This is a genomic window from Rudanella paleaurantiibacter (genome assembly GCF_009184635.1).
GTDB lineage: Bacteria > Bacteroidota > Bacteroidia > Cytophagales > Spirosomataceae > Rudanella > Rudanella paleaurantiibacter.
This window is the reverse complement of the sequence record NZ_WELI01000001.1, coordinates 931,369-950,525: the sequence shown is the minus strand read 5'-3', so window position 1 is coordinate 950,525 and position 19,157 is coordinate 931,369. Positions and strand designations below refer to the sequence as shown.

The 19,157-nt window shown below is 56.3% G+C and carries 10 protein-coding genes; 5 read left to right on the top strand and 5 right to left on the bottom strand.

All coding sequences use genetic code 11. From position 1 onward, the window contains the following. Window positions 1-431 precede the first annotated feature (431 nt). Both F5984_RS03640 and F5984_RS03635 read left to right on the top strand, forming a co-directional pair. Window positions 432-7,955, top strand: coding sequence for a DUF11 domain-containing protein (locus tag F5984_RS03640; RefSeq protein WP_185155409.1), 7,524 nt, complete (start codon window positions 432-434; stop codon window positions 7,953-7,955). Between the two features lie 84 nt (window positions 7,956-8,039). Further along, the gene (locus tag F5984_RS03635) at window positions 8,040-8,420 is read left to right on the top strand and encodes a hypothetical protein (protein ID WP_246168803.1); all 381 of its coding nucleotides are present in this window, start codon (window positions 8,040-8,042) and stop codon (window positions 8,418-8,420) included. 17 nt (window positions 8,421-8,437) lie between these two features. Here the strand turns inward: F5984_RS03635 and F5984_RS03630 are convergent, their stop codons facing one another. Beyond that, on the bottom strand, window positions 8,438-10,906 hold the full coding sequence (locus F5984_RS03630; protein ID WP_185155408.1) for a DUF11 domain-containing protein: 2,469 nt from the start codon (window positions 10,904-10,906) through the stop codon (window positions 8,438-8,440). Between the two features lie 312 nt (window positions 10,907-11,218). Between F5984_RS03630 and F5984_RS03625 the strand changes: the two genes are divergently transcribed. The 3 genes from F5984_RS03625 to mgtE all read left to right on the top strand — a co-directional run bounded on the left by F5984_RS03625 (window position 11,219) and on the right by mgtE (window position 14,040). Beyond that, complete coding sequence (locus F5984_RS03625; RefSeq protein WP_019987440.1) at window positions 11,219-11,707, top strand: hypothetical protein; 489 nt, start codon at window positions 11,219-11,221, stop codon at window positions 11,705-11,707. A gap of 87 nt (window positions 11,708-11,794) precedes the next feature. Beyond that, window positions 11,795-12,607: a 16S rRNA (adenine(1518)-N(6)/adenine(1519)-N(6))-dimethyltransferase RsmA gene (rsmA, locus tag F5984_RS03620; protein WP_152122841.1), complete on the top strand. Its 813-nt coding sequence runs from the start codon at window positions 11,795-11,797 to the stop codon at window positions 12,605-12,607. Between the two features lie 80 nt (window positions 12,608-12,687). Beyond that, a complete protein-coding gene (gene mgtE, locus F5984_RS03615) occupies window positions 12,688-14,040 on the top strand; it encodes a magnesium transporter (RefSeq protein WP_152122839.1) in 1,353 nt (450 codons plus the stop codon). An 80-nt stretch (window positions 14,041-14,120) separates the two neighbouring features. On the opposite strand, the gene F5984_RS03610 is transcribed toward mgtE, so the two are convergent. From F5984_RS03610 to F5984_RS03595, 4 genes are all read right to left on the bottom strand, one after another. After that, window positions 14,121-15,230, bottom strand: a complete 1,110-nt coding sequence (locus F5984_RS03610) for an aldose epimerase family protein (protein WP_246168802.1) — start codon at window positions 15,228-15,230, stop codon at window positions 14,121-14,123. Between the two features lie 203 nt (window positions 15,231-15,433). Then, a complete protein-coding gene (locus F5984_RS03605; RefSeq protein WP_152122835.1) occupies window positions 15,434-17,032 on the bottom strand; it encodes a serine hydrolase domain-containing protein in 1,599 nt (532 codons plus the stop codon). Between the two features lie 99 nt (window positions 17,033-17,131). Further along, window positions 17,132-18,157 carry a glycoside hydrolase family 43 protein gene (locus F5984_RS03600; RefSeq protein ID WP_152122834.1) on the bottom strand — a complete coding sequence of 342 codons (1,026 nt, stop codon included), beginning with the start codon at window positions 18,155-18,157 and terminating at the stop codon, window positions 17,132-17,134. 510 nt (window positions 18,158-18,667) lie between these two features. Then, window positions 18,668-19,027 carry an endonuclease domain-containing protein gene (locus tag F5984_RS03595; RefSeq protein ID WP_019987446.1) on the bottom strand — a complete coding sequence of 120 codons (360 nt, stop codon included), beginning with the start codon at window positions 19,025-19,027 and terminating at the stop codon, window positions 18,668-18,670. Window positions 19,028-19,157: the final 130 nt, after the last annotated feature.

Sequence of the window (19,157 nt, the reverse complement as noted above, 5' to 3'; positions counted from 1 at the left end):
AGGCCATAAATGTACTAACTTTTAGGTACTTAATGCGCCCTGCTCTTTTCTGGCCCCATTTTTACTAATAGGCCTTACATCCATTCTCGCCTGTTTTATGAGGCTCTGCGCTGGGTTTTTGTACCAAAAAGTCACGATAACCACCCTTCGCTTATTTCCCCCTCTGCTTTGCATAGAAATTGATTCGACTCCGGCAGGACAATTCATTGCCTGACCCTTGCCTTTTCACGGTAAAAATACTTGATCGACTTCCGGGTATGACACACATTTCCGCTTTTCGGAGCTATACACGCTGGCTTAAACTGCTTATCGGCTCCCTTCTTACAATCGTTAGGAGTTTACGTCCTTTCGACAAGGTCTGGACTAGGCTATTTAGGCCGAAAACCAGTTGGATGCACCGAACAAACGGGCTCACTTTTTCAGGGTGGTGTATGCTCGTCAACGTTTGCGGATTGGCCTTGCTTAGCCTATTGGCCTCTGACGCAAGGGGGCAATCGTGCGGGTGCCCATCCGAACCCAACGTGGTGATCAATAATAGCTTTGAATCGGATAATTATACCCCCCTTTACGTCACCCCCGACCTCCCGGATGCTCACTTTGATATTCCAGACTTAGACTCATGGACATCAAATCAAGCTGTGGGCGACGGCTATTGGCCCAGCTTGTTCTTTTCGGGCGGGTCTACGACTTGTTATAAGCCACAAGACGGCACTAAATTTCTGGTCGGCTACCTAACGCAGAATAATGGGCAAACCAGAATATCGCAGACCTTAACTGGCCTGACGAGTGGAAAGCAGTACACGGTTTGTTTCTACATTGCTCCCGGGGCGAAATGGCGGGCTCCATCAGGTACCTGTGTTGATATTCCGAATGGTGGTGGCTGGAATGCCGCAATCGTGAGCGGTGGCACGTATTCTAATGATTTTCCTGTCAATCAGGCGGATAAAATCCCGGACCCTACCAACCCTTGCTCAACAGGTAACCCGGTTCGATGGGAACAAAAGACGTTCACTTTCACCGCAACCGGTTCGAGTGCTATACTCCAGTTTACAACCTTCGGCGACACCCAAGGGGATATCTGGGCTTATTTTCTGGACAACATTAGTGTAAAGCCAGCGAGCTGTAATTGCACTATTCCTATTCCTACGCAATCCACATCCTGCGGTACCAACCTGATTCCGAACGGAAACTTTGAGACTGTAGCTGGTACTAACACATTCAATGATAATGTGGCAGGTGTAGCTGCTTCGTTCCTCCAAAAAGATAATACGCAACCCACAGGAAACGAAGCAGCTCCGAGCGGTTGGGCGAACCCTTTCCCTAACCCTTTCCAGGACCAGGGAGACTACAACGGTATTTTCTACCTCAACAGCAACGGCAACAAGATGATCTGGATCCGCAATGGTTCTGAAGATCAATGCCTCTCCCCAGCTACCTTTGAACAGTTTCCTCTAAAAAGCTGTACACGGTATGTTCTCAGAGCTAAAGTTGCAGGATGGAGCCCCAACAGCATTGTTAGCGGCTCCGACGGCAAAGTTGATTTCTTCCTCGAACAGAATGCAGGAGTCGTTGGCAACTGGGTACGGACCAATTACCAGGTCAACACTACCTCAGACTGCGCTGCGATCCAGTGGACACAGGTTGAACTTTCATTCACAACCGATGGCAATAGTCAGACTCCAGTCGACTTTGGTTTATTGATCAGTATTAAAGATGCGCAGCGTGACGGTTTATTAATTGATAACGTTGTGTTGTGTGAGCTTGGCCCTGGGCCGGCCTGTACACCCGTAGCGTGTACAACACCTACCAACCTCAACCCCACTATTACCCCCAGCACCGTAGCACCGGGGACCACAGTAACGTTAGCAGTATCGGCCGGTAATACAACACCTGGCAGCACCAGCTACACCTGGAGTGGTTCGGGTATCAGCAGCCCCACCGCCAGCACGGTAGCGAGCCGTACGGTAGCCGCACCTGCCACAGCGGGTGTATACACGTATACTGTAATCGTTAACAATGGCACAGGATGTACAGCAACGACTACGACAAGCTTGACGGTGGTATCTGTCAATCCTGTTATCGCCTGTGTAGGCAACAAGCTACTCAACCCCAGCTTTGAACAAGGTTTTTCAAGTGGTGTCTTCTCCATATCTCCTCCACCCAGCTGGACAGGGGGTGTTTCTGACCAGATAAGTAACGGAGCAGGATTTGCCGCTGCCGATGGGGTTGGGTTTGGTTATACGGCCGATGCTGCCAATCCCACACTTTGCCAAAACGTAACCGTCAGCACCGGCTCAAGCTATTCGCTGTCGTATTATGCAGGGGTTCATCAGGTACTAGGGCAAACCGTGACCTTGCAGTATTACAATGGAACATCGGCAATAGGCACAGCGCAGTCTCAGCCAATTACGCATATACTGGAATCAAACGGACAGTTTGGAGGCCCCTACAGCCTGAGTATTGGGGCGGCCCCGGCCACTGCTACGGCTCTTCGGGTTTGTGCTGTTGGCTTGTCTGGTCAAGGCATTTCTGGTGCCGCTAAAATTGATGCACTTTGCTTGCAGCAACTCCCCTGTATAACCCCTTCCAATGTTGCTGCTTCCGTAACTCCCAACAACGTGGCTCCCGGTACAAACGTGACGCTGAATACCACCGCCAGTGGTACCACAGCTGGCGTAACTACCTACATCTGGAGCGGTCCCGGCATCAGTTCCCCCTCAGCGACCACAATAGCCAGCCGCACCGTAGTGGCACCTACCACGGCAGGTACGTACACTTACACGGTAGTCGTCAGCAACGGCACGGGTTGTACAGCCACAGCCACCACCAATCTGACTCTACAACTACCCTGTGCCTTGGCAACCACAGCTACCCCCAGTACCTGTACCCCAGCAACGAACCAGTACACGGTTTCAGGTACGATTAGCCTGACCAGTACAATAGCGGGAACAGCCACCATCACCGACGGTACCCGCAGCACCACAGTGACGGTACCGACCGGGGCTACCTCGGTCGCTTACTCACTCACGGGCCTGACGTCGGGCACCGGCTCGCACACGGTAGTGGTTAATCTGCCCGGTTGCGGCTCGGCCACGGCGACCTATAGCGCTCCGGCCAGCTGTACGGTGGCCGCAACCATCACCGTGACTTCGGCCACGGTTTGCTTCGGTAATTCGGCCACCCTCACCGCTTCGGGCTGTGCCGGAACAGTAGCCTGGAGCAACGGAACAACGGGCAATACCCTGGTAACGTCGGCCCTCACGCAGACCACCAGTTATACAGCCACCTGTACCACAGCCAGTGCAACTACCTTCGCGGTGGGCACCGTGACCGTACTACCCCAGCCAGTGATTAACCTCTCAGCCAGCGCCACGCTGGTTACAGCAGGCAGCAACGTGACCCTGACAGCCAACGGTTGTACCGGCACGGTTGCCTGGAGCAACGGTAGCACGGGAAGCAGCATCGTGGTTACCCCAACGCAAACGACCCAGACCTACTCGGCCACCTGTACTACCGGCCCCGCTTGCTTTACCACGGCTTCCATCGTGGTCAACACCGAAGCCCCGGCCAATCTGATTGTAACCTCGGCCACCATTTGTGCCGGTTCATCGGCCACCCTGACGGCAGCAGGCTGTGCGGGTACGGTTGCCTGGAGCAACGGCACATCAGGCAACACCCTGGTGACGCCCGCGCTGACCCAAACTACCAGTTACACAGCTACCTGTACGACCACCACCTCCACCACCTTTGCCGTGGGAACGGTGACGGTCAACCCGGCTGTAACAGCCACCATTAGTGCGGGCAGCCTGAGCATTTGCGCGGGCCAAACCACCACCCTGACAGCCTCGGGTGGGGCCACTTACCGGTGGAGCACCGGTGCGACCACCGCTGCTATCTCAGTGAGCGCAGCGGGTACTTACTCGGTAACGGCGACTTCGGCCGCCGGGTGCTCGGGCACCGCTACCACCACCGTGGTGCAGAACCCAGCCCCCGTTGTGACGGTAACCTCAGCCACGGTTTGCGCCGGTAGCTCAGCCACCCTCACGGCATCAGGGGCCAATAGCTACCTCTGGAGCAACGGAGCCACAACGGCATCCATTGTGGTTACGCCAACCGCAACGACCACCTACTCGGTCACTGGCACCAGCTCGGCGGGCTGCTCGGCTACAGCGGTGGGCACCGTCACGGTACTGCCTCAGCCGGTACTCAACCTCTCAGCCAGCGCCACGCTGGTGACCGCAGGTAGCAACGTCACCCTGACCGCTACCGGTTGCACCTGGACGGTTGCCTGGAGCAACGGTAGCACGGGAAGCAGCATCGTTGTAATGCCAATGCAGGCCACCCAAATGTACTCAGCAACGTGTACCACGGGCCCGGCCTGTTTCACAACGGCTTCGATTGTGATTAACACTCAAGCCCCGGCATCGCTGGTTGTTTCATCGGCTACGGTATGCCACGGTTCATCGGCTACGCTAATCGCAGCCGGTTGCGCAGGCACAGTGAGCTGGAGCAACGGCACATCGGGTAACACGCTCGTCACCCCGGCCCTCACACAGACAACCAGCTACACGGCCACCTGTACGACGACCACCTCGACTACCTTTGCGGTGGGTACCGTCACCGTCAACCCAGCTGTCACGGCCACCATCAGTGCGGGCAGCATGAGCATTTGCGCGGGCCAAACCACCACCCTCACAGCCTCGGGTGGGGCCACCTACCGCTGGAGCACCGGAGCCACCACCGCTGCCATCTCAGTGAGCGCAGCGGGTACTTACTCGGTAACGGCGACTTCAGCCGCCGGGTGCTCGGGCACCGCTACCACCACCGTGGTACTCAACCCGGGCCCCGTCGTGACCGTAACCTCAACCACAGTTTGCGCCGGACAGAGTGCAACCTTGACTGCTAGCGGAGCGGCCACTTATCAGTGGAGCACGGGAGCAAACACGGCCTCCATTGTGGTTGCACCAACCGCAACGACCACCTACTCGGTCACCGGCACCAGCTCGGCGGGCTGCTCGGCTACGGCTACGGGCACCGTCACAGTACTACCTCAGCCAGTACTCAACCTCTCAGCCAGCGCCACGCTGGTGACCGCAGGCAGCAACGTCACCCTGACCGCTACCGGGTGCACGGGCACGGTTGCCTGGAGCAACGGTAGCACCGGAGCAAGCATCGTGGTAATGCCAATGCAGGCCACCCAGACTTTCTCGGTCACGTGTACCACCGGCCCCGCTTGCTTTACAACGGCTTCGATTGTGATTAACACTCAAGCACCGGCTTCACTGATCGTCTCATCAGCCACCGTATGTCATGGTTCGTCGGCTACGCTCACAGCCGCCGGTTGTGCGGGCACGGTGACGTGGAGCAACGGCACATCGGGTAACACGCTCGTCACCCCGGCCTTAACCCAGACCACCAGCTACACGGCTACTTGTACCACTACGACCTCGACTACCTTTGCGGTGGGGACGGTGACGGTACTACCACAACCCGTGCTCAACCTGAGCGCCAGCGCCACGCTGGTGACCGCAGGTAGCAACGTGACCTTGACGGCCAACGGTTGCACCGGCTCGGTTACCTGGAGCAACGGCAGTACGGGAAGCAGCATCGTCGTAACTCCAACCCAAACGACCCAGCCCTACTCGGCCACCTGTACGACCGGCCCCGCTTGCTTTACCACGGCTTCCATCGTGGTCAACACCGAAGCCCCCGCCAATTTGGTGGTCACCTCGGCCACCATCTGCGCGGGTTCGTCGGCTACCCTGACGGCCGCTGGCTGTGCGGGTACGGTGACGTGGAGCAACGGCACATCAGGCAACACCCTGGTGACCCCGGCCCTCACACAGACTACCAGTTACACGGCCACCTGTACGACGACCACCTCGACCACCTTCGCCGTGGGAACGGTAACGGTCAACCCGGCTGTTACAGCCACCATCAGTGCAACCAGCCTGAGCATTTGTGCGGGCCAAACCACCACCCTCACAGCCTCGGGTGGGGCCACTTACCGCTGGAGCACCGGAGCCACCACCGCTGCCATCTCAGTGAGCGCAGCGGGTACTTACTCGGTAACGGCGACTTCGGCCGCTGGGTGCTCGGGCACAGCTACCACCACCGTGGTACAGAATCCGGCCCCCGTCGTGACCGTAACCTCAGCCACGGTTTGCGCCGGTAGCTCAGCCACCCTTACTGCTTCTGGAGCCAACAGCTACCTCTGGAGCACGGGAGCCACAACAGCATCCATAGTGGTTACGCCAACTGCAACGACTACCTACTCGGTCACCGGCACCAGCTCGGCGGGCTGCTCGGCTACGGCTACGGGCACCGTCACGGTACTGCCACAACCCGTACTCAACCTCTCAGCCAGCGCCACGCTGGTGACCGCAGGCAGCAACGTCACCTTGACAGCTACCGGTTGCACGGGCTCGGTTGCCTGGAACAACGGTAGCACCGGAAGCAGCATCGTCGTCATGCCAATGCAGGCCACCCAGACCTACTCAGCCACCTGTACCACCGGCCCCGGCTGCTTCACAACGGCCAGCATCGTAGTCAACACCGAAGCACCGGCATCGCTGGTTGTTTCATCGGCTACCGTATGTCATGGTTCGTCTGCTACGCTCACAGCCGCTGGTTGTGCGGGTACGGTTGCCTGGAGCAACGGCACATCGGGTAATACGCTCGTAACCCCGGCCTTAACCCAGACCACCAGCTACACGACTACTTGTACCACTACGACGGGCAGCGCCACTACGGCAGTTGGCTCCGTAACAGTGGTACCAATGCCAGCCGCTACCGTAGCCGCTAGTAGCAACACGGTCACCGTGGGCCAAAACGTAACACTCACCGTCTCGGGTTGTGTTGGCTTAGTCAACTGGAACACCGGACAGACGGGTAGCAGCATCGTGGTAACACCTGTTGCTGGTAGCAACCTCTACTCGGCAACTTGTACTACTTCGGCAGGGTCTGTCCAATGTACCGCCGTGGGTAGCGTAACCGTAACCGGAAACACGCCCATTGAACTGCCTAATCTGGAGCTGAACAAGCTGGTTAGCAAACGGCAAGCGCAGGTAGGCGACGTAGTTAGCTTCACGATTGTACTGACCAATACAGGCCCTGGTTCAGCCACGGGCGTGGTGGTGAGCGACACCCACACAGCGGGTATGACCATTATCCCCGGCACTGTGAGCGTCTCGACGGGCAGCTTTACGTCCGGCCTGAACGGCGGACAGTGGGCTATTGCCAGCCTGCCCGCTGGTGCCACGGCTACCCTCACTTACTCAGCCAGCATCACCGGCGAAGGCACTGTCTTTAACACGGCAATAATCCCCGGCGATCCTACGTCTGACGTTACAACCTGCCTGAGTGTACCCATCAAGGTGTGTCAGGGAGAACCGTTCGCCATTCGATTGGATGCGCCTACCGGCTACAGCCGCTACCAGTGGTACCTCACCGCCCCCGGCTCAACGAGCAGTATGCTCGTTGCCGATGGCACCCTCAGCAGCTTCACGGCTACCCTACCCGGCAGCTACAGTGTGCTCATTGATAGCGGGTTGGCCAATGCCTGCCCCAGTCAGGGTTGCTGCCCAATTGTGATTGAAGAAACAGCTGTACCCTCGTTCACCGCTCTGGTGAAAAACAGCAGCTGCGTAGGAAGCAACCCACAGGCCGATGGTCAGATTACACTGGTGAATCTGGGCACGGCAGGCCGGTACTACTATCAGGTATCGCCGGGCACGAGCTTCAATGCCGCGCAGGCCACACCGGCCACCCCAACGGCGATCCCAGCCAACGGCGTAGTAGCAACGGGTCTGTTGCCGGGCAACTACACGGTACGGGTATGGCTGATGATCAACGGGCAGCCCGCCTGTCCACGCGATCTGACGGTAGCAGTGGTGGAAAGTTGCGCCTGCCCCACCAATGTCTGTGTCCCCGTAGTTGTTCGTAAGATTCGTTAATATCCCAAACCTTTGGTAGCCGACGGGGTTCCCGTGTGATCATCAATCATACAGGAACCCCGTCGGTCTAAATTCAGCCGAATCATGTCGCTGTTAAGCCAACAAATCCACTCGTATCTTTCGTTGAGAGGAAGCATCATTCGCGCCATTGCTTACGGCGATGTGGCTGCCGCCGACGTGCTCCGTATCACCCAAATCAACCCGAATAGCTATCAGCTACGTCGGCAGAATCCAGATCTCTGGACTATTGATGAAATTAGCCAGCTGGCAACGGCTCTGGGGCACGAAACAAACACGTTGAAACCAATCCGACAACTGACTTTGCTCCTTCAACTATTACCCAATTCAAAGCAAAAAGAGGTGCATCAACGAGCCCAGCTCACCCGGCGCAAGCTTCTGGTCCGACAAGCGAACTGCAACAACTGGAAAGTATGGGAGCTACAGCAAATTGCCGACGTTTTGTAAAACCACCCGATCGGGCTTTATTGTGTGACCCGGATATCCGCCTGCGCGGTGTCATCTTCTCCGTTGGTGAACCCGTTGCCCGGCTCCGAATCAGAGTCGGTAGGTGAAGCCGTGAGCACCTGTGCGTTAACGATCAGATTACCTGTGGCCGTAGCACTCGCGACAAACGTTAGCGTAACCGACCCGCCAGCCGCCAGGTTCGTAACAGTCCCCTGCACAGTCCCTGAATTGACCACCAACCCACTCGCCGACGACACAAATGTCAGCCCGGTGGGTAAGGTTATGCCAACCGTAGCGGTCGTAGCGGCTGCTCCACCCCGATTGCTAACCGTGAGCGAAAACATGACCGGATCGCCCACACGGCCTACCCGGCGGCTCGACTGAAGCTGTAGGCTCAGGTCAGCCTTACCCGGCTCGGGCGTCGGTTGATTCGGAATGACAGCGGGTAATGGCGTTTGGTTCGGGTTGGGCGAGGCATACACCATGGTGGTACTTTCAACGGTGCGCAGGTCGGTGAGGGCTGCGTCGTTCTGACCATCCCCGGTGCCGGAATTAGGCACACTATTCGGGTCCGTAGTGGCCATGGCGCTGATTTCGGCTGCGTTGAGGTACAAACCAGGTTGTTGAATCCGGACGGTAAACCGTTGTGTGATAGACGCATTGGGGTTCAATCCGGCCGCGACCGTACCGATCACTTCGCCATTAACGGCCGTCAGATTATCGGGCGAGCTGATGAACTGCACATTAGCCGGGAGTCGGTCACGCCAGCTAAAGGTTCCTGTATTACAAGGGCCGTTATTAGTCATCGAGATGGCATACGTCACCTCGTCACCTACTTTCAAAACCCGCTTGTTAACCGACATATCAAGGCTCAGATCAGCTGCCCCAAGCCCTATGGTGAGCACCGTGGGAGCCGATACACACCCATACACGGCATCGACGGTCTGGGCTGAGTAGCTGCCGGGCGTGGTGATACTAAACGAGGTGGCCGTTGCCCCCGCCCCATTCCAGCGGACTGGCGTACCGGCCGTGCTCGTCAGCGAGAGGACAGTTGTCGTGCAAAAGCTCTGTTGATTACCAGCAATAGCGATAGCCGGGGCGACTGTTGTTGTGTAGTTGGGTACAGTCACGGCAGGGGGAAACGCAATCCGATTGTTGGGTAATCGCAACCGAACGGTATAGCTCCCACCGGGCAGGCTACGGCTCTGATTGCTGGTACCATCTCCCCAATTGTACTCTTCGTAGCCGGTCGGAAACGTAACGGTAAGGCCGGTAGTGCTCGTTGGGCAGGCAATACTGGCTAAGGGCTGGGATACGGGCAACACGGGCGTAATCGCGTTCAGCAAACTTTGCTGCCCCAGCACGTTAGACCAGCGAACCGCTACTTCCTGCTGCCCGGCCGGTGAGTAATGCAGACCATCGGGCCGCCAACGCAAGGCAGGGTTGTTATTGTTTTCGTCAAAGCTGTAGGCCGGATTAAACATCACCACCTGATCGAGGTCAGGGCCGGGGTAGATCTGATCACCTTCGGCCCGGTTGATGACGGCATCCTGAGCCGCCCGCACATTCTCAAAAGGAGCCCCGATATACGAATCTTTCGACACAATCCAGGCCAGTGAAGGCAGGTTAAACTCCGCCCGAACTTTGTCGATTACGCCCAAATAGTGCGTTCTGATCGTTTCCGTCGAATTGTCGCGGTCATTGACTCCGTGTTGTACCAATACCGCCCGTAGACCCGTAGAAGGCACATACAGATTCATGATGTTGCGAATATTGACGTAGGGCATCCGAATATCATAGCGGATAAACCCGTGCTGAAACGGAATATCATAGGCCGAATTGTACACGTCCTGCATCCGCGAACCACCAAAACCGGCATTATACAGCAAAACCGGAACACCCAGTTGCTGCACCAGCAAATCGCCCATTTTGCCCCAAAACCAGGCAAACCGCGAGAACGGTGAAGAGCCTACATACGTATTGTATTTTTCAAAAGCCGTGAGGCCCGGCAGATACCGATTATCCCCCGTTTGCTCGTAGAGATCAAAGGCAGGATTATTGAAGTTGGCCGAGTTGTTAAGATTAAGCCGGGCGCAACTGACGCGGTCGTCGAGCGCCCCATCAATGGTGGGGCATAAATCGGGACCGGTATAGCCCCACGTTCCGTTACCGCAGCTCGTACCCTGCGCGTTGGAATGCCCCAAAATGGCGAACACCTCCCCTACGCCTACCCGATCAACGGCGTCGGTGCCAACCACACTCGTCCCCAGCCGCCCTCGCACATTGATCTGATACCAACCACCCGACACCGTCACGGTTCCCACAAACTGCCCGTTGGTTGGGTTGGTTTGCAACGTAGTCCAGCCCACGTTTGAGTTGGCGTTGATCCGGTCCACAATTTGAACCTCTACCCGGTCGATGGGAGCCGAGAAACTACCCGCTACCTGAAATGTTGCCTGGTTAGCACTGTTCCGCTGAAAAACCATACGGCTCAGCGGGTATGTAACATCAATTTGGGCTTGTGCCTGCCAAGCCAACAAGCAGTAAAGAAACAGTATACCACTACAAATCGCCTGTTTTGTTTGCCAAACCCTCATCATCCTTTTCTTTACGCACACAACAATAATACGATGTACGACCCTCTACCGATTTGGTCACCCGAGAGCAAATTAAAATGAAATTGTTATCATTGATGTTAAATTTTACTCTATTAGAACTCAAGTAAACAGGCAGGGGCTTGTCTGATGCCCCTTATTTGCGTTGCTTTGTAGAAACGATACCTCTAAAATCTCTCCGCAATGCACTTTGACGACGAGGATGACGACGCTTTCGATTGGGAAGAATTTGAACGGAATTACGATCCCGAAGAAGCTCAGCGTGAGATGGAGGCTGAGAATCGCCGGATTGAGCAACTGCCTATTCTTCGGAAAGCTAATGAAATTCTGGAAATTACGCAGGCGATTGTCGGTACAATCGACGACGAAGACGACGTACTGATGATGAGCGAGCAGATGATGGCCAACGCCATGATGCTCCCCACCAAAATTGTCGGGGCCGAAGGGGCCGACCTGTATACCTTACGGATGGAAAACGCGGTGATTATCAAGACCCACGCCCGCGAACTCCTCACCCAAACCAACTACCTCCGGGCCGAAAAGCTCTCCAAACCCGTTTACATTCAGTTGCTGCGCGACGAGATCGAAAACTTCCGGGTGCTCTTTGTTGAATGGGTCAATAGTTTCGATAAATCAAATGATATCCCCGACGACTGGGGGCTTTTTCAATGAGCGAATGCGTGAATGAGTGGATAGCGAATACCTGACGCTGAATTTACAGTTCACTCATTCGCTCATTCACTAATTCACGCATTACTTGTGTACGTAAAACCCAAAAAAAATCTCGGACAGCACTTTCTGACCGACCACTCCATTGCCCATCAGATTGCGGATCTCCTGAGCGGTCATCGCGGTCCAGACGGCCAACCGTACGCGCATGTACTGGAAATTGGCCCCGGCACAGGTGTACTCACGCAGTTTCTGCTGGCCGACAGCCGCTTCGAAACGCACGCCATCGAGATCGACAGTGAGTCGGTGGTTTATCTGAAAAAAGAGTTTCCGGGGCTGACTCCCCGACTGGTTGAGGGCGATTTTCTGGAACTTACCCCCGCCGATTACCTACCCAACCTGCCCGAAACAGCTCCGTTTGCCATTGCGGGTAACTTTCCGTACAATATTTCATCGCAGATTTTCTTTAAAGTACTCGACTACCGCGACCGTATCCCGGAGGTAGTTTGTATGTTGCAGCGTGAGGTCGCCATGCGGCTGGCCTCGCCCCCCAGCAAAAAAGATTACGGGATCCTGAGCGTGTTTCTGCAAGCCTGGTACGATGTCAAGTACGAGTTTACGGTGCCACCGGAGGTGTTTAACCCGCCCCCCAAGGTACATTCGGGCGTGATCAGTGTCCGGCGCAATGGGGTTACAGACCTGGGCTGCAACGAACGGAAGTTTATTCAGGTCGTCAAACACGGGTTCAATCAGCGCCGGAAAACCCTCCGGAACGCCCTCAAACCCCTCGGCATTACCGAGGCTGCCGCCCAAAGTGCGTACATGGACAAGCGCGCCGAACAACTGAGCGTAGCCGATTTTGTGACGCTGACCAATTTAATGAGTGAAAGAGCGAAAGAGTGAAAAAGCGGGCCACAGGCCGGTGCAAGAACGCTCTTTCACTCTTTCGCTCTTTCACTCTTTCGCTCCCTCCTCCTTCACGTATGACGTTCGAACTCACCAAAGAATACCTGAGCCGGATTCAGGACGCCATCAGCCTGCACGATGCCACTACGCTGCGGGCCGAGATGGACGCCCTGTACCCGGCCGATATTTCGGGTATTCTGTATGAGTTGGATACCGAGCAGGCCCGTTACCTGCTCACCCTCCTCGACAATGAGGTGGGGGCCGAAATTCTGGCGAATCTGGACCCCGCCGTTCGGCTTGATCTGCTGGCTACGTTCGACTCGGCCGAACTGGCCCCGCTGGTCAACGTCATGGACTCCGACGATGCCGTTGATTTGCTCAACGAGCAGCCCATACGGGTTCGGGAGGAGATAATTGGCCTGCTCGAAGACCGCGAACAGGCCCGCTTCATTCTCGATCTGCTCCACTACGACGAAGACGTGGCCGGGGGCCTGATGCAGAAGGAGCTGATTAAAATCAACGTCAACCTGACGGTCAATGCCTGTATCGAGGAGATTCGCGAACAGGCCGAAAACGTAGAAAAAGTGTACTCGGTATACGTTGTCGACGATGTGGGTAAACTGCTCGGGCTGGTCTCGTTGAAAAAGATTGTACTGGCCCGCCGGACGGCTAAAATCGCCGACATCTACGATAAAGACATCATTTTCGTGGAAACCTACCGCCCGGTCGACGAGGTGGCTGAGGTGATGCAACGCTACGACCTCGACGCTATTCCGGTGGTCAACGTGCAGGGGCGGCTGCTGGGGCGCATCACCATCGACGACGTGGTCGACGTGATTACCGAGCAGGCTGAAGAAGACATTCAGGTCATTTCGGGTCTGTCGGGCGAGGTTGAAGAAGACGATACCGTGTGGGCCCGCTCTAAAGTGCAGTTACCGTGGCTCATTGCGGGGGCGGTTGGCAGTTTGCTGGCGGCTACCGTGATCAATGGTTTCCAGAGCGAACTGGGCAAAATAGCAGCCCTGGCGGCCTTTATTCCCATTATTGGCTCAACGGGCGGCAACGTCGGGATTCAGACCTCGTCGCTTATTCTGCAAAGTCTGGCCGATACCTCTGGGCTGAGTACCCCCCCCGGCCGACGGTTGTTGCGAACGCTACTCGTGGCCGTTATCAACGGGCTGGTGGTGGGCCTCATTGCCGGTCTGTACACCTTCCTGATCGGGCAGCCGCGCCTGTTTCCGGTGGTTGCCACCGCCCTGCTGGCGGTGGTGCTGCTGGCTTCGTTTATGGGTACTGTAACCCCGCTGCTGCTCAACCGAATCGGTATTAATCCGGCGGTGGCTTCGGGGCCCTTCATCACCACGGCCAACGATCTCATTGGCATCGGGGTGTACTTTCTTATCGCCGATTTACTACTGGCCGAGTTGTAAAAAGCGAAGCGATGTCATCTTTCCAAACAAGATCGGGGCCGCCCGGCGGACATCGCTTCGCTCTTCAACCACAAACCTCTTTACTTCCCAAACTGATACACGGTAGTCTGCCGGTAGGTTTGGCCGGGCTTCAGAATGGTGCTCGGGTACGTGGGGTGATTGGGCGAATCGGGGTAATGCTGCGCTTCGAGGGCCAACCCTTCGCGGAAATTGATGGCCCGGCCGTATTTGCCCGTATCCTGCCCGGCGAAGAAGTTACCGCCGTAAAACTGCATGGCCGGTTCGGTGGTGAGCACCTTCATGGTAATCCCCGACTTATCGCCCGTAACCACGCACGCTTCAGTCAGCTCATCGGCGTTTTTCCGATTCAGAACAAAGTTATGGTCGTAGCCTTTGGCAAAGGTTAGCTGCTCATTTTTCTCGTCGACACGGGCCCCAATCGTTGTCGGTTTGCGGAAGTCGAACGGCGTTCCTTCAACCGATGCCGGTTCGCCCTGCGGAATGAGTCCGGCATCGATCACTGAGTACCGGTCGGCATTGATCTGCATCAGGTGGTTGTTGACCGTTCCGCTGCCTTCGCCGTTGAGGTTAAAAAAGCCGTGGCTCGTGGGGTTATACGGCGTAGCCTTGTCGGTGGTGGCTACGTAGTCTATTTTAAGGCCCTTGTTTTCGAGCGTGAACGTCACTTTGGTCGTTACCGTACCCGGAAAGCCGCCTTCGCCGTCTTTCGACACATACGTCATCTCAACCGATTTGTCGCCTGTTTGCTTCGCGGTCCAAACCTGGTTATGGAAGCCCGACGGCCCGCCGTGCAGGGTGTTCCCGTTATTGTTCAGTTCGAGTTGGTAGGTTTTGCCATCGAGGGTAAACTGCCCTTTGGCAATCCGGTTGCCAAACCGCCCCACTACCGGCCCGAAAAAGCTTTCTTTGGCTTTCCGGTAGTCGGCAAGGCTCTTGAAACCCAACGATACGTCGGTGGGTGTGCCGTTTTTGTCGGGTACAATCAGGTGTACAATACGCGCCCCGAAGTTGGACAGGGTAGCCGTCATGTCGCCATCTTTAAGCACAAACAGCTTCACGGCCTGCCCATTTACCTCGCCTTCGTAGGCTGCCGGGTTGTTCACTTGATACACAATAGCCGACGCCGAGTCGGACGATGTCGCCGAAGCATTGGCGGTTGAATCAGTCATGGTTGAGTCAGATTGACCATTTTTTGACCCGCAGCCCGTCGTAAACAACAAGGCTGCAACGGACAGTGGAAAAATAATTTTTTGCATAGAAAAGCCAGAGTAGGGTTGGTATAACCTCGCAACCTGGTAAAGTAACCCGCACGAGGCTTTTACCCCTGCATTGCGCACGCGCACGGTTCCAAAACAACAAACACCAAGCCCATTTACCGCCGGGAGATTCCTTCGAGCACGGCGCGTTTGTCGGGTCGGCCGGTAAGTTCGGTCAGGCTACTGCGGGGGGTAATCTGTACCGTGTCGCCCTCAAACCGGAACGTCAGGGTGTCGTAATGCGCTGTTTCGACGTAGCGGCATGTGATCTGAAACGTGTTGGGGTCGCGCCAGGCTCCACTTACGGCTACTGGATGCCGCACTTCGCCCGGTACGGGGGTTGGGAGGAGCTTGAGCGGCAAAGGTGAGAGCGTCGTGACGCCTTCGCGCCAGGCGAACAGCCCGCCCCGGAGCTGATGCTTCCCCTGTCGATCCTGCATATCGAGCACCCAGTCGCGGGTGCCAAAGTCCAGGCTGACCAGACTTACCCCCTGCGGATTGTCGCCAATGGCGTAGGTTCGGCGGTTGACCCGGTTGACGGTTGGCGAGCTGAGGCTACCCGCTGGCGGACTGATCGCTAAATCGGCGAAGGCCCGCTCAAACGCTTTACGGGTGGTTTCGGTAATCTGGTTGGTGCGCTGAAACGCGGGCAACAGATGGTTCCAGACCTCATCGAGCACGGCCTGCATATCGGCTTGTTCGGCCGTGATGACCACCACCGCATTCTGGTCGGGTATGACGATACAAAACTGCCCGAAGGCTCCATCGGCCCGGTAGGCACCGTTTCGGCATCCCCAAAGCTGGTAGCCGTAGCCCTGCATCCAATCGTCGGTTTCGGGCGGGCGCGGGGCATTGGGTTGGCGCGGCTGTACAATTTGCTGCTGCGTAGCCTCATCTATCCAAACCGAAGGCACCACCTGCTTCTCGTTCCAGACCCCGTATTGGAGGTAGAGCTGCCCGAATTTGGCGATGTCTTCGGTTTTCAGGCGCAGGCCCCAACCACCCACATTGAAGCGTTGGGTGTCAATTTCCCAATCGGCCCCTTCGATGCCCAGCGGTTCGAACAAACGGGGGGTCAGGTACTCGATCAGTGTTTGACCGGTCAGTTTCTGGACAATACGCCCGAGCATATACGTAGCCAGGGTATTGTACCGAAACCGGCTACCCGGCTCCTGCCCAATCGGCAAAGCCAGAAAGGTGCGTACCCAGTTGTCGTTGGGCGTATCGAACAGGCGCGGAAACACCTCAGCGTCAGTGAGGTCGTGCCCGGTCGACATGGTCAACAGGTGTTTGACCTTCATACGCGCCAGTTTGGGGTCGGCGTTGGCGGGCACATCATCCGGGAAAAACGACACCACGGTATCTTCAACGGTCAGGCGTCGTTCGCCCACGGCCAACCCCACCGCCGTAGCCGTAATGCTTTTGCTGAGTGAGTAAAGGGTATGTTTCCGGTCGGCCCGGTACGGTGCCCACCAGCCCTCGGCCACCACGTGCCCGTTGCGCACCACCATGAGGCTGTGCAGCTTAAAATTCCGCCGTTCGGTCACTTGCAGGAAGTTGACGATACCGGCGGGCGACACGCCCTGCGCTTCGGGCGTGCTGCGCGGCAGGTAGGTTTCTTTGGCGGCTACCCGGCTGGGCACGGCCGACATAAAGCCTACGCCCGCCAGTCCGATTCCAAACCATTCTAAAAATTCGCGCCGAGTCTGATTCATGCCAATCTGCTCAAGAGTTTGGGAGCAAAGATGCGGAAATAGCGAGATATTCCGGCGGCCCCGATCATACTTGCCAGCCAGCGGACTCGTCCACCTACCCTATTCGGGAACAGCCATGGCCGTTTTCGGCACGGGTTTACCAAAGTTGGGGGAGCCATCGGGGTTCCAGCTAAACGGCTGAATGTGCGGAGCCCGACGGTTGCCGCATCCGTCGGTTTCGGTGGGGTTGGCGTGGTAAATCATCCAGGGCGTACGGCCATCTGAGGCCGTAAAAAATCCGCCGTGACCGGGTGCCCACACGCTGTTTTCGGGGTTCTGGGTAAATACGGGCTGCGGGTGCTTGCGCCAGTTTTTAGGGTCGAGCAGGCTCCCGCCCGTGTGTTCGAGCAGGCCCATGCAGTAGTCGAGCCAGCAGGCATTGGCCGAGTAAACGATGAAGGTTTTGTTGCCGTTTTGCAGAAACTCCGGCCCTTCGTTGACCAGCACCACGGGGGGCTCGCCGTTCATCTGTGCGCCGTCGGAGGTGTGCCCGTGCCGCTCCCAGGGCAACTCCGGCTGCGAAATCCGAACGCGGTCGCCCTGCATGGTCCAGGGGTTTTTCAGTTGGGCGATATAAATATCCTGCTGCCCATTTTTAGAGCCCGCCCAGCCCGACCAGGCGGCATACAGCTTCCCCCGGTGTTCGAGCACGGTGAGGTCGATAGCCCAATGGTCGCCAGGATCGGCCAGTTTGCCTTTGAGCACCCACTCGCCCGCAAACGGATCGGCCGAGGCATTTTCGACGACCCAGATTCGGTGGGTCTGATTATTGACGCTGTCGGCCGCGAAATAGATGTACCATTTGCCCCCAATACGATGAATTTCGGGGGCCCACAAATCCCGCGAATACGCCGTATTGGGGGGCGGGGTAAACACCACTTTTTGCTCCGCCGTAGCCAGATCGGCCACGTTGCGGGTACGCCAGAGGGTGAGGTTACGGCCGGTGGTATTCATGTAGTAGTACCAACCGTCGTGCCTGTAAACCCACGGATCGGGTCCCGATGCTTTGATGGGGTTGGTAAACGTACGCTGGGCGAACGTGGGCAGGCTGACGAGCAACACCAGCCAGCAGAGAAGGACTTTCATGATCTGCTGTTTCAGACAGAAAGGAACGGAGGTGTGGTTTTTACCACCCCATTTTACCACCCCCCTGCCCCCCTCCTGAAAAACAGGAGGGGGTGGTGCGAAAGGGATGTTGAGAATCTATATTTACACAGATTTCAAGGGCATCGACCGTCTTTCTCAACCGCATAAAAAAGAACCCCTCCGACGTTGTCGATTCCCCCTCCTGAAAAACAGGAGGGGGTGGTGCGAAAGGGATGTTGAGAATCTATATTTACACAGATTTCAAAGGCATCGACCGTCTTTCTCAACCGCATAAAAAAGAACCCCTCCGACGTTGTCGATTCCCCCTCCTGTTTTTCAGGAGGGGGAGGTGCGAAAGGGATGTTGAGAATCTATATTTACACAGATTTCAAAGGCATCGACCGTCTTTCTCAACTGTATAAACAAGAACCCCTTCGACGTTGTCGATTCCCCCTCCTGTTTTTCAGGAGGGGGGCAGGGGGTGGTAAAATAGGGGGTGGTAAACAAAAGCTACCTTACAAATGCCTGACGAATTCTCATCAACACCGAATCGACATGGTGCAGCACTTCGTCGTTCCGAAATCGTAAGACACGAATGTTGAGGCTTTCAATCGCCTGCTGACGTTCTTCGTCGTATGCCTGCACAGCTATCTCGTCGTGCACGCTACCGTCAAGTTCAATTGCCAGACGTTCGGAGGGACAGTAAAAATCAAGCACAAAATAGCCAACGCTGTGCTGACGTCGAAACTTTCGACCTGCTAACTGGCTTCGGCGCAGACAAGCCCACAAAGCCTCTTCAGCCTCGGTAGCTTCATTTCGGAGCGACTGCCGAATTTCCTTTAAAATGCTCAGATTATGGACTTGGGCCATTCGTGTAGCTTTGCCAAAAACTGAATTAAATAGCTAATTATCAGGACACAAATATAATTAGTGAAGTTTTTTTGTGTGTACTTTTTACCCCCTAACCCGGAGCGCCGGAGCGCCGGAACGCCGGAACGCC

Excerpts from the sequence above, each read along its gene's own strand:
- F5984_RS03595 (WP_019987446.1), bottom strand. The coding sequence starts at position 19,027 with ATGGCCCAAGTCCATAATCTGAGCATTTTAAAGGAAATTCGGCAGTCG.
- F5984_RS03605 (WP_152122835.1), bottom strand. The coding sequence starts at position 17,032 with ATGAATCAGACTCGGCGCGAATTTTTAGAATGGTTTGGAATCGGACTG.
- F5984_RS03640 (WP_185155409.1), top strand. The coding sequence starts at position 432 with ATGCTCGTCAACGTTTGCGGATTGGCCTTGCTTAGCCTATTGGCCTCT.
- F5984_RS03625 (WP_019987440.1), top strand. The coding sequence starts at position 11,219 with ATGCACTTTGACGACGAGGATGACGACGCTTTCGATTGGGAAGAATTT.
- mgtE (WP_152122839.1), top strand. The coding sequence starts at position 12,688 with ATGACGTTCGAACTCACCAAAGAATACCTGAGCCGGATTCAGGACGCC.
- F5984_RS03610 (WP_246168802.1), bottom strand. The coding sequence starts at position 15,230 with ATGACTGATTCAACCGCCAATGCTTCGGCGACATCGTCCGACTCGGCG.
- F5984_RS03635 (WP_246168803.1), top strand. The coding sequence starts at position 8,040 with ATGTCGCTGTTAAGCCAACAAATCCACTCGTATCTTTCGTTGAGAGGA.
- F5984_RS03630 (WP_185155408.1), bottom strand. The coding sequence starts at position 10,906 with ATGGTTTTTCAGCGGAACAGTGCTAACCAGGCAACATTTCAGGTAGCG.
- F5984_RS03600 (WP_152122834.1), bottom strand. The coding sequence starts at position 18,157 with ATGAAAGTCCTTCTCTGCTGGCTGGTGTTGCTCGTCAGCCTGCCCACG.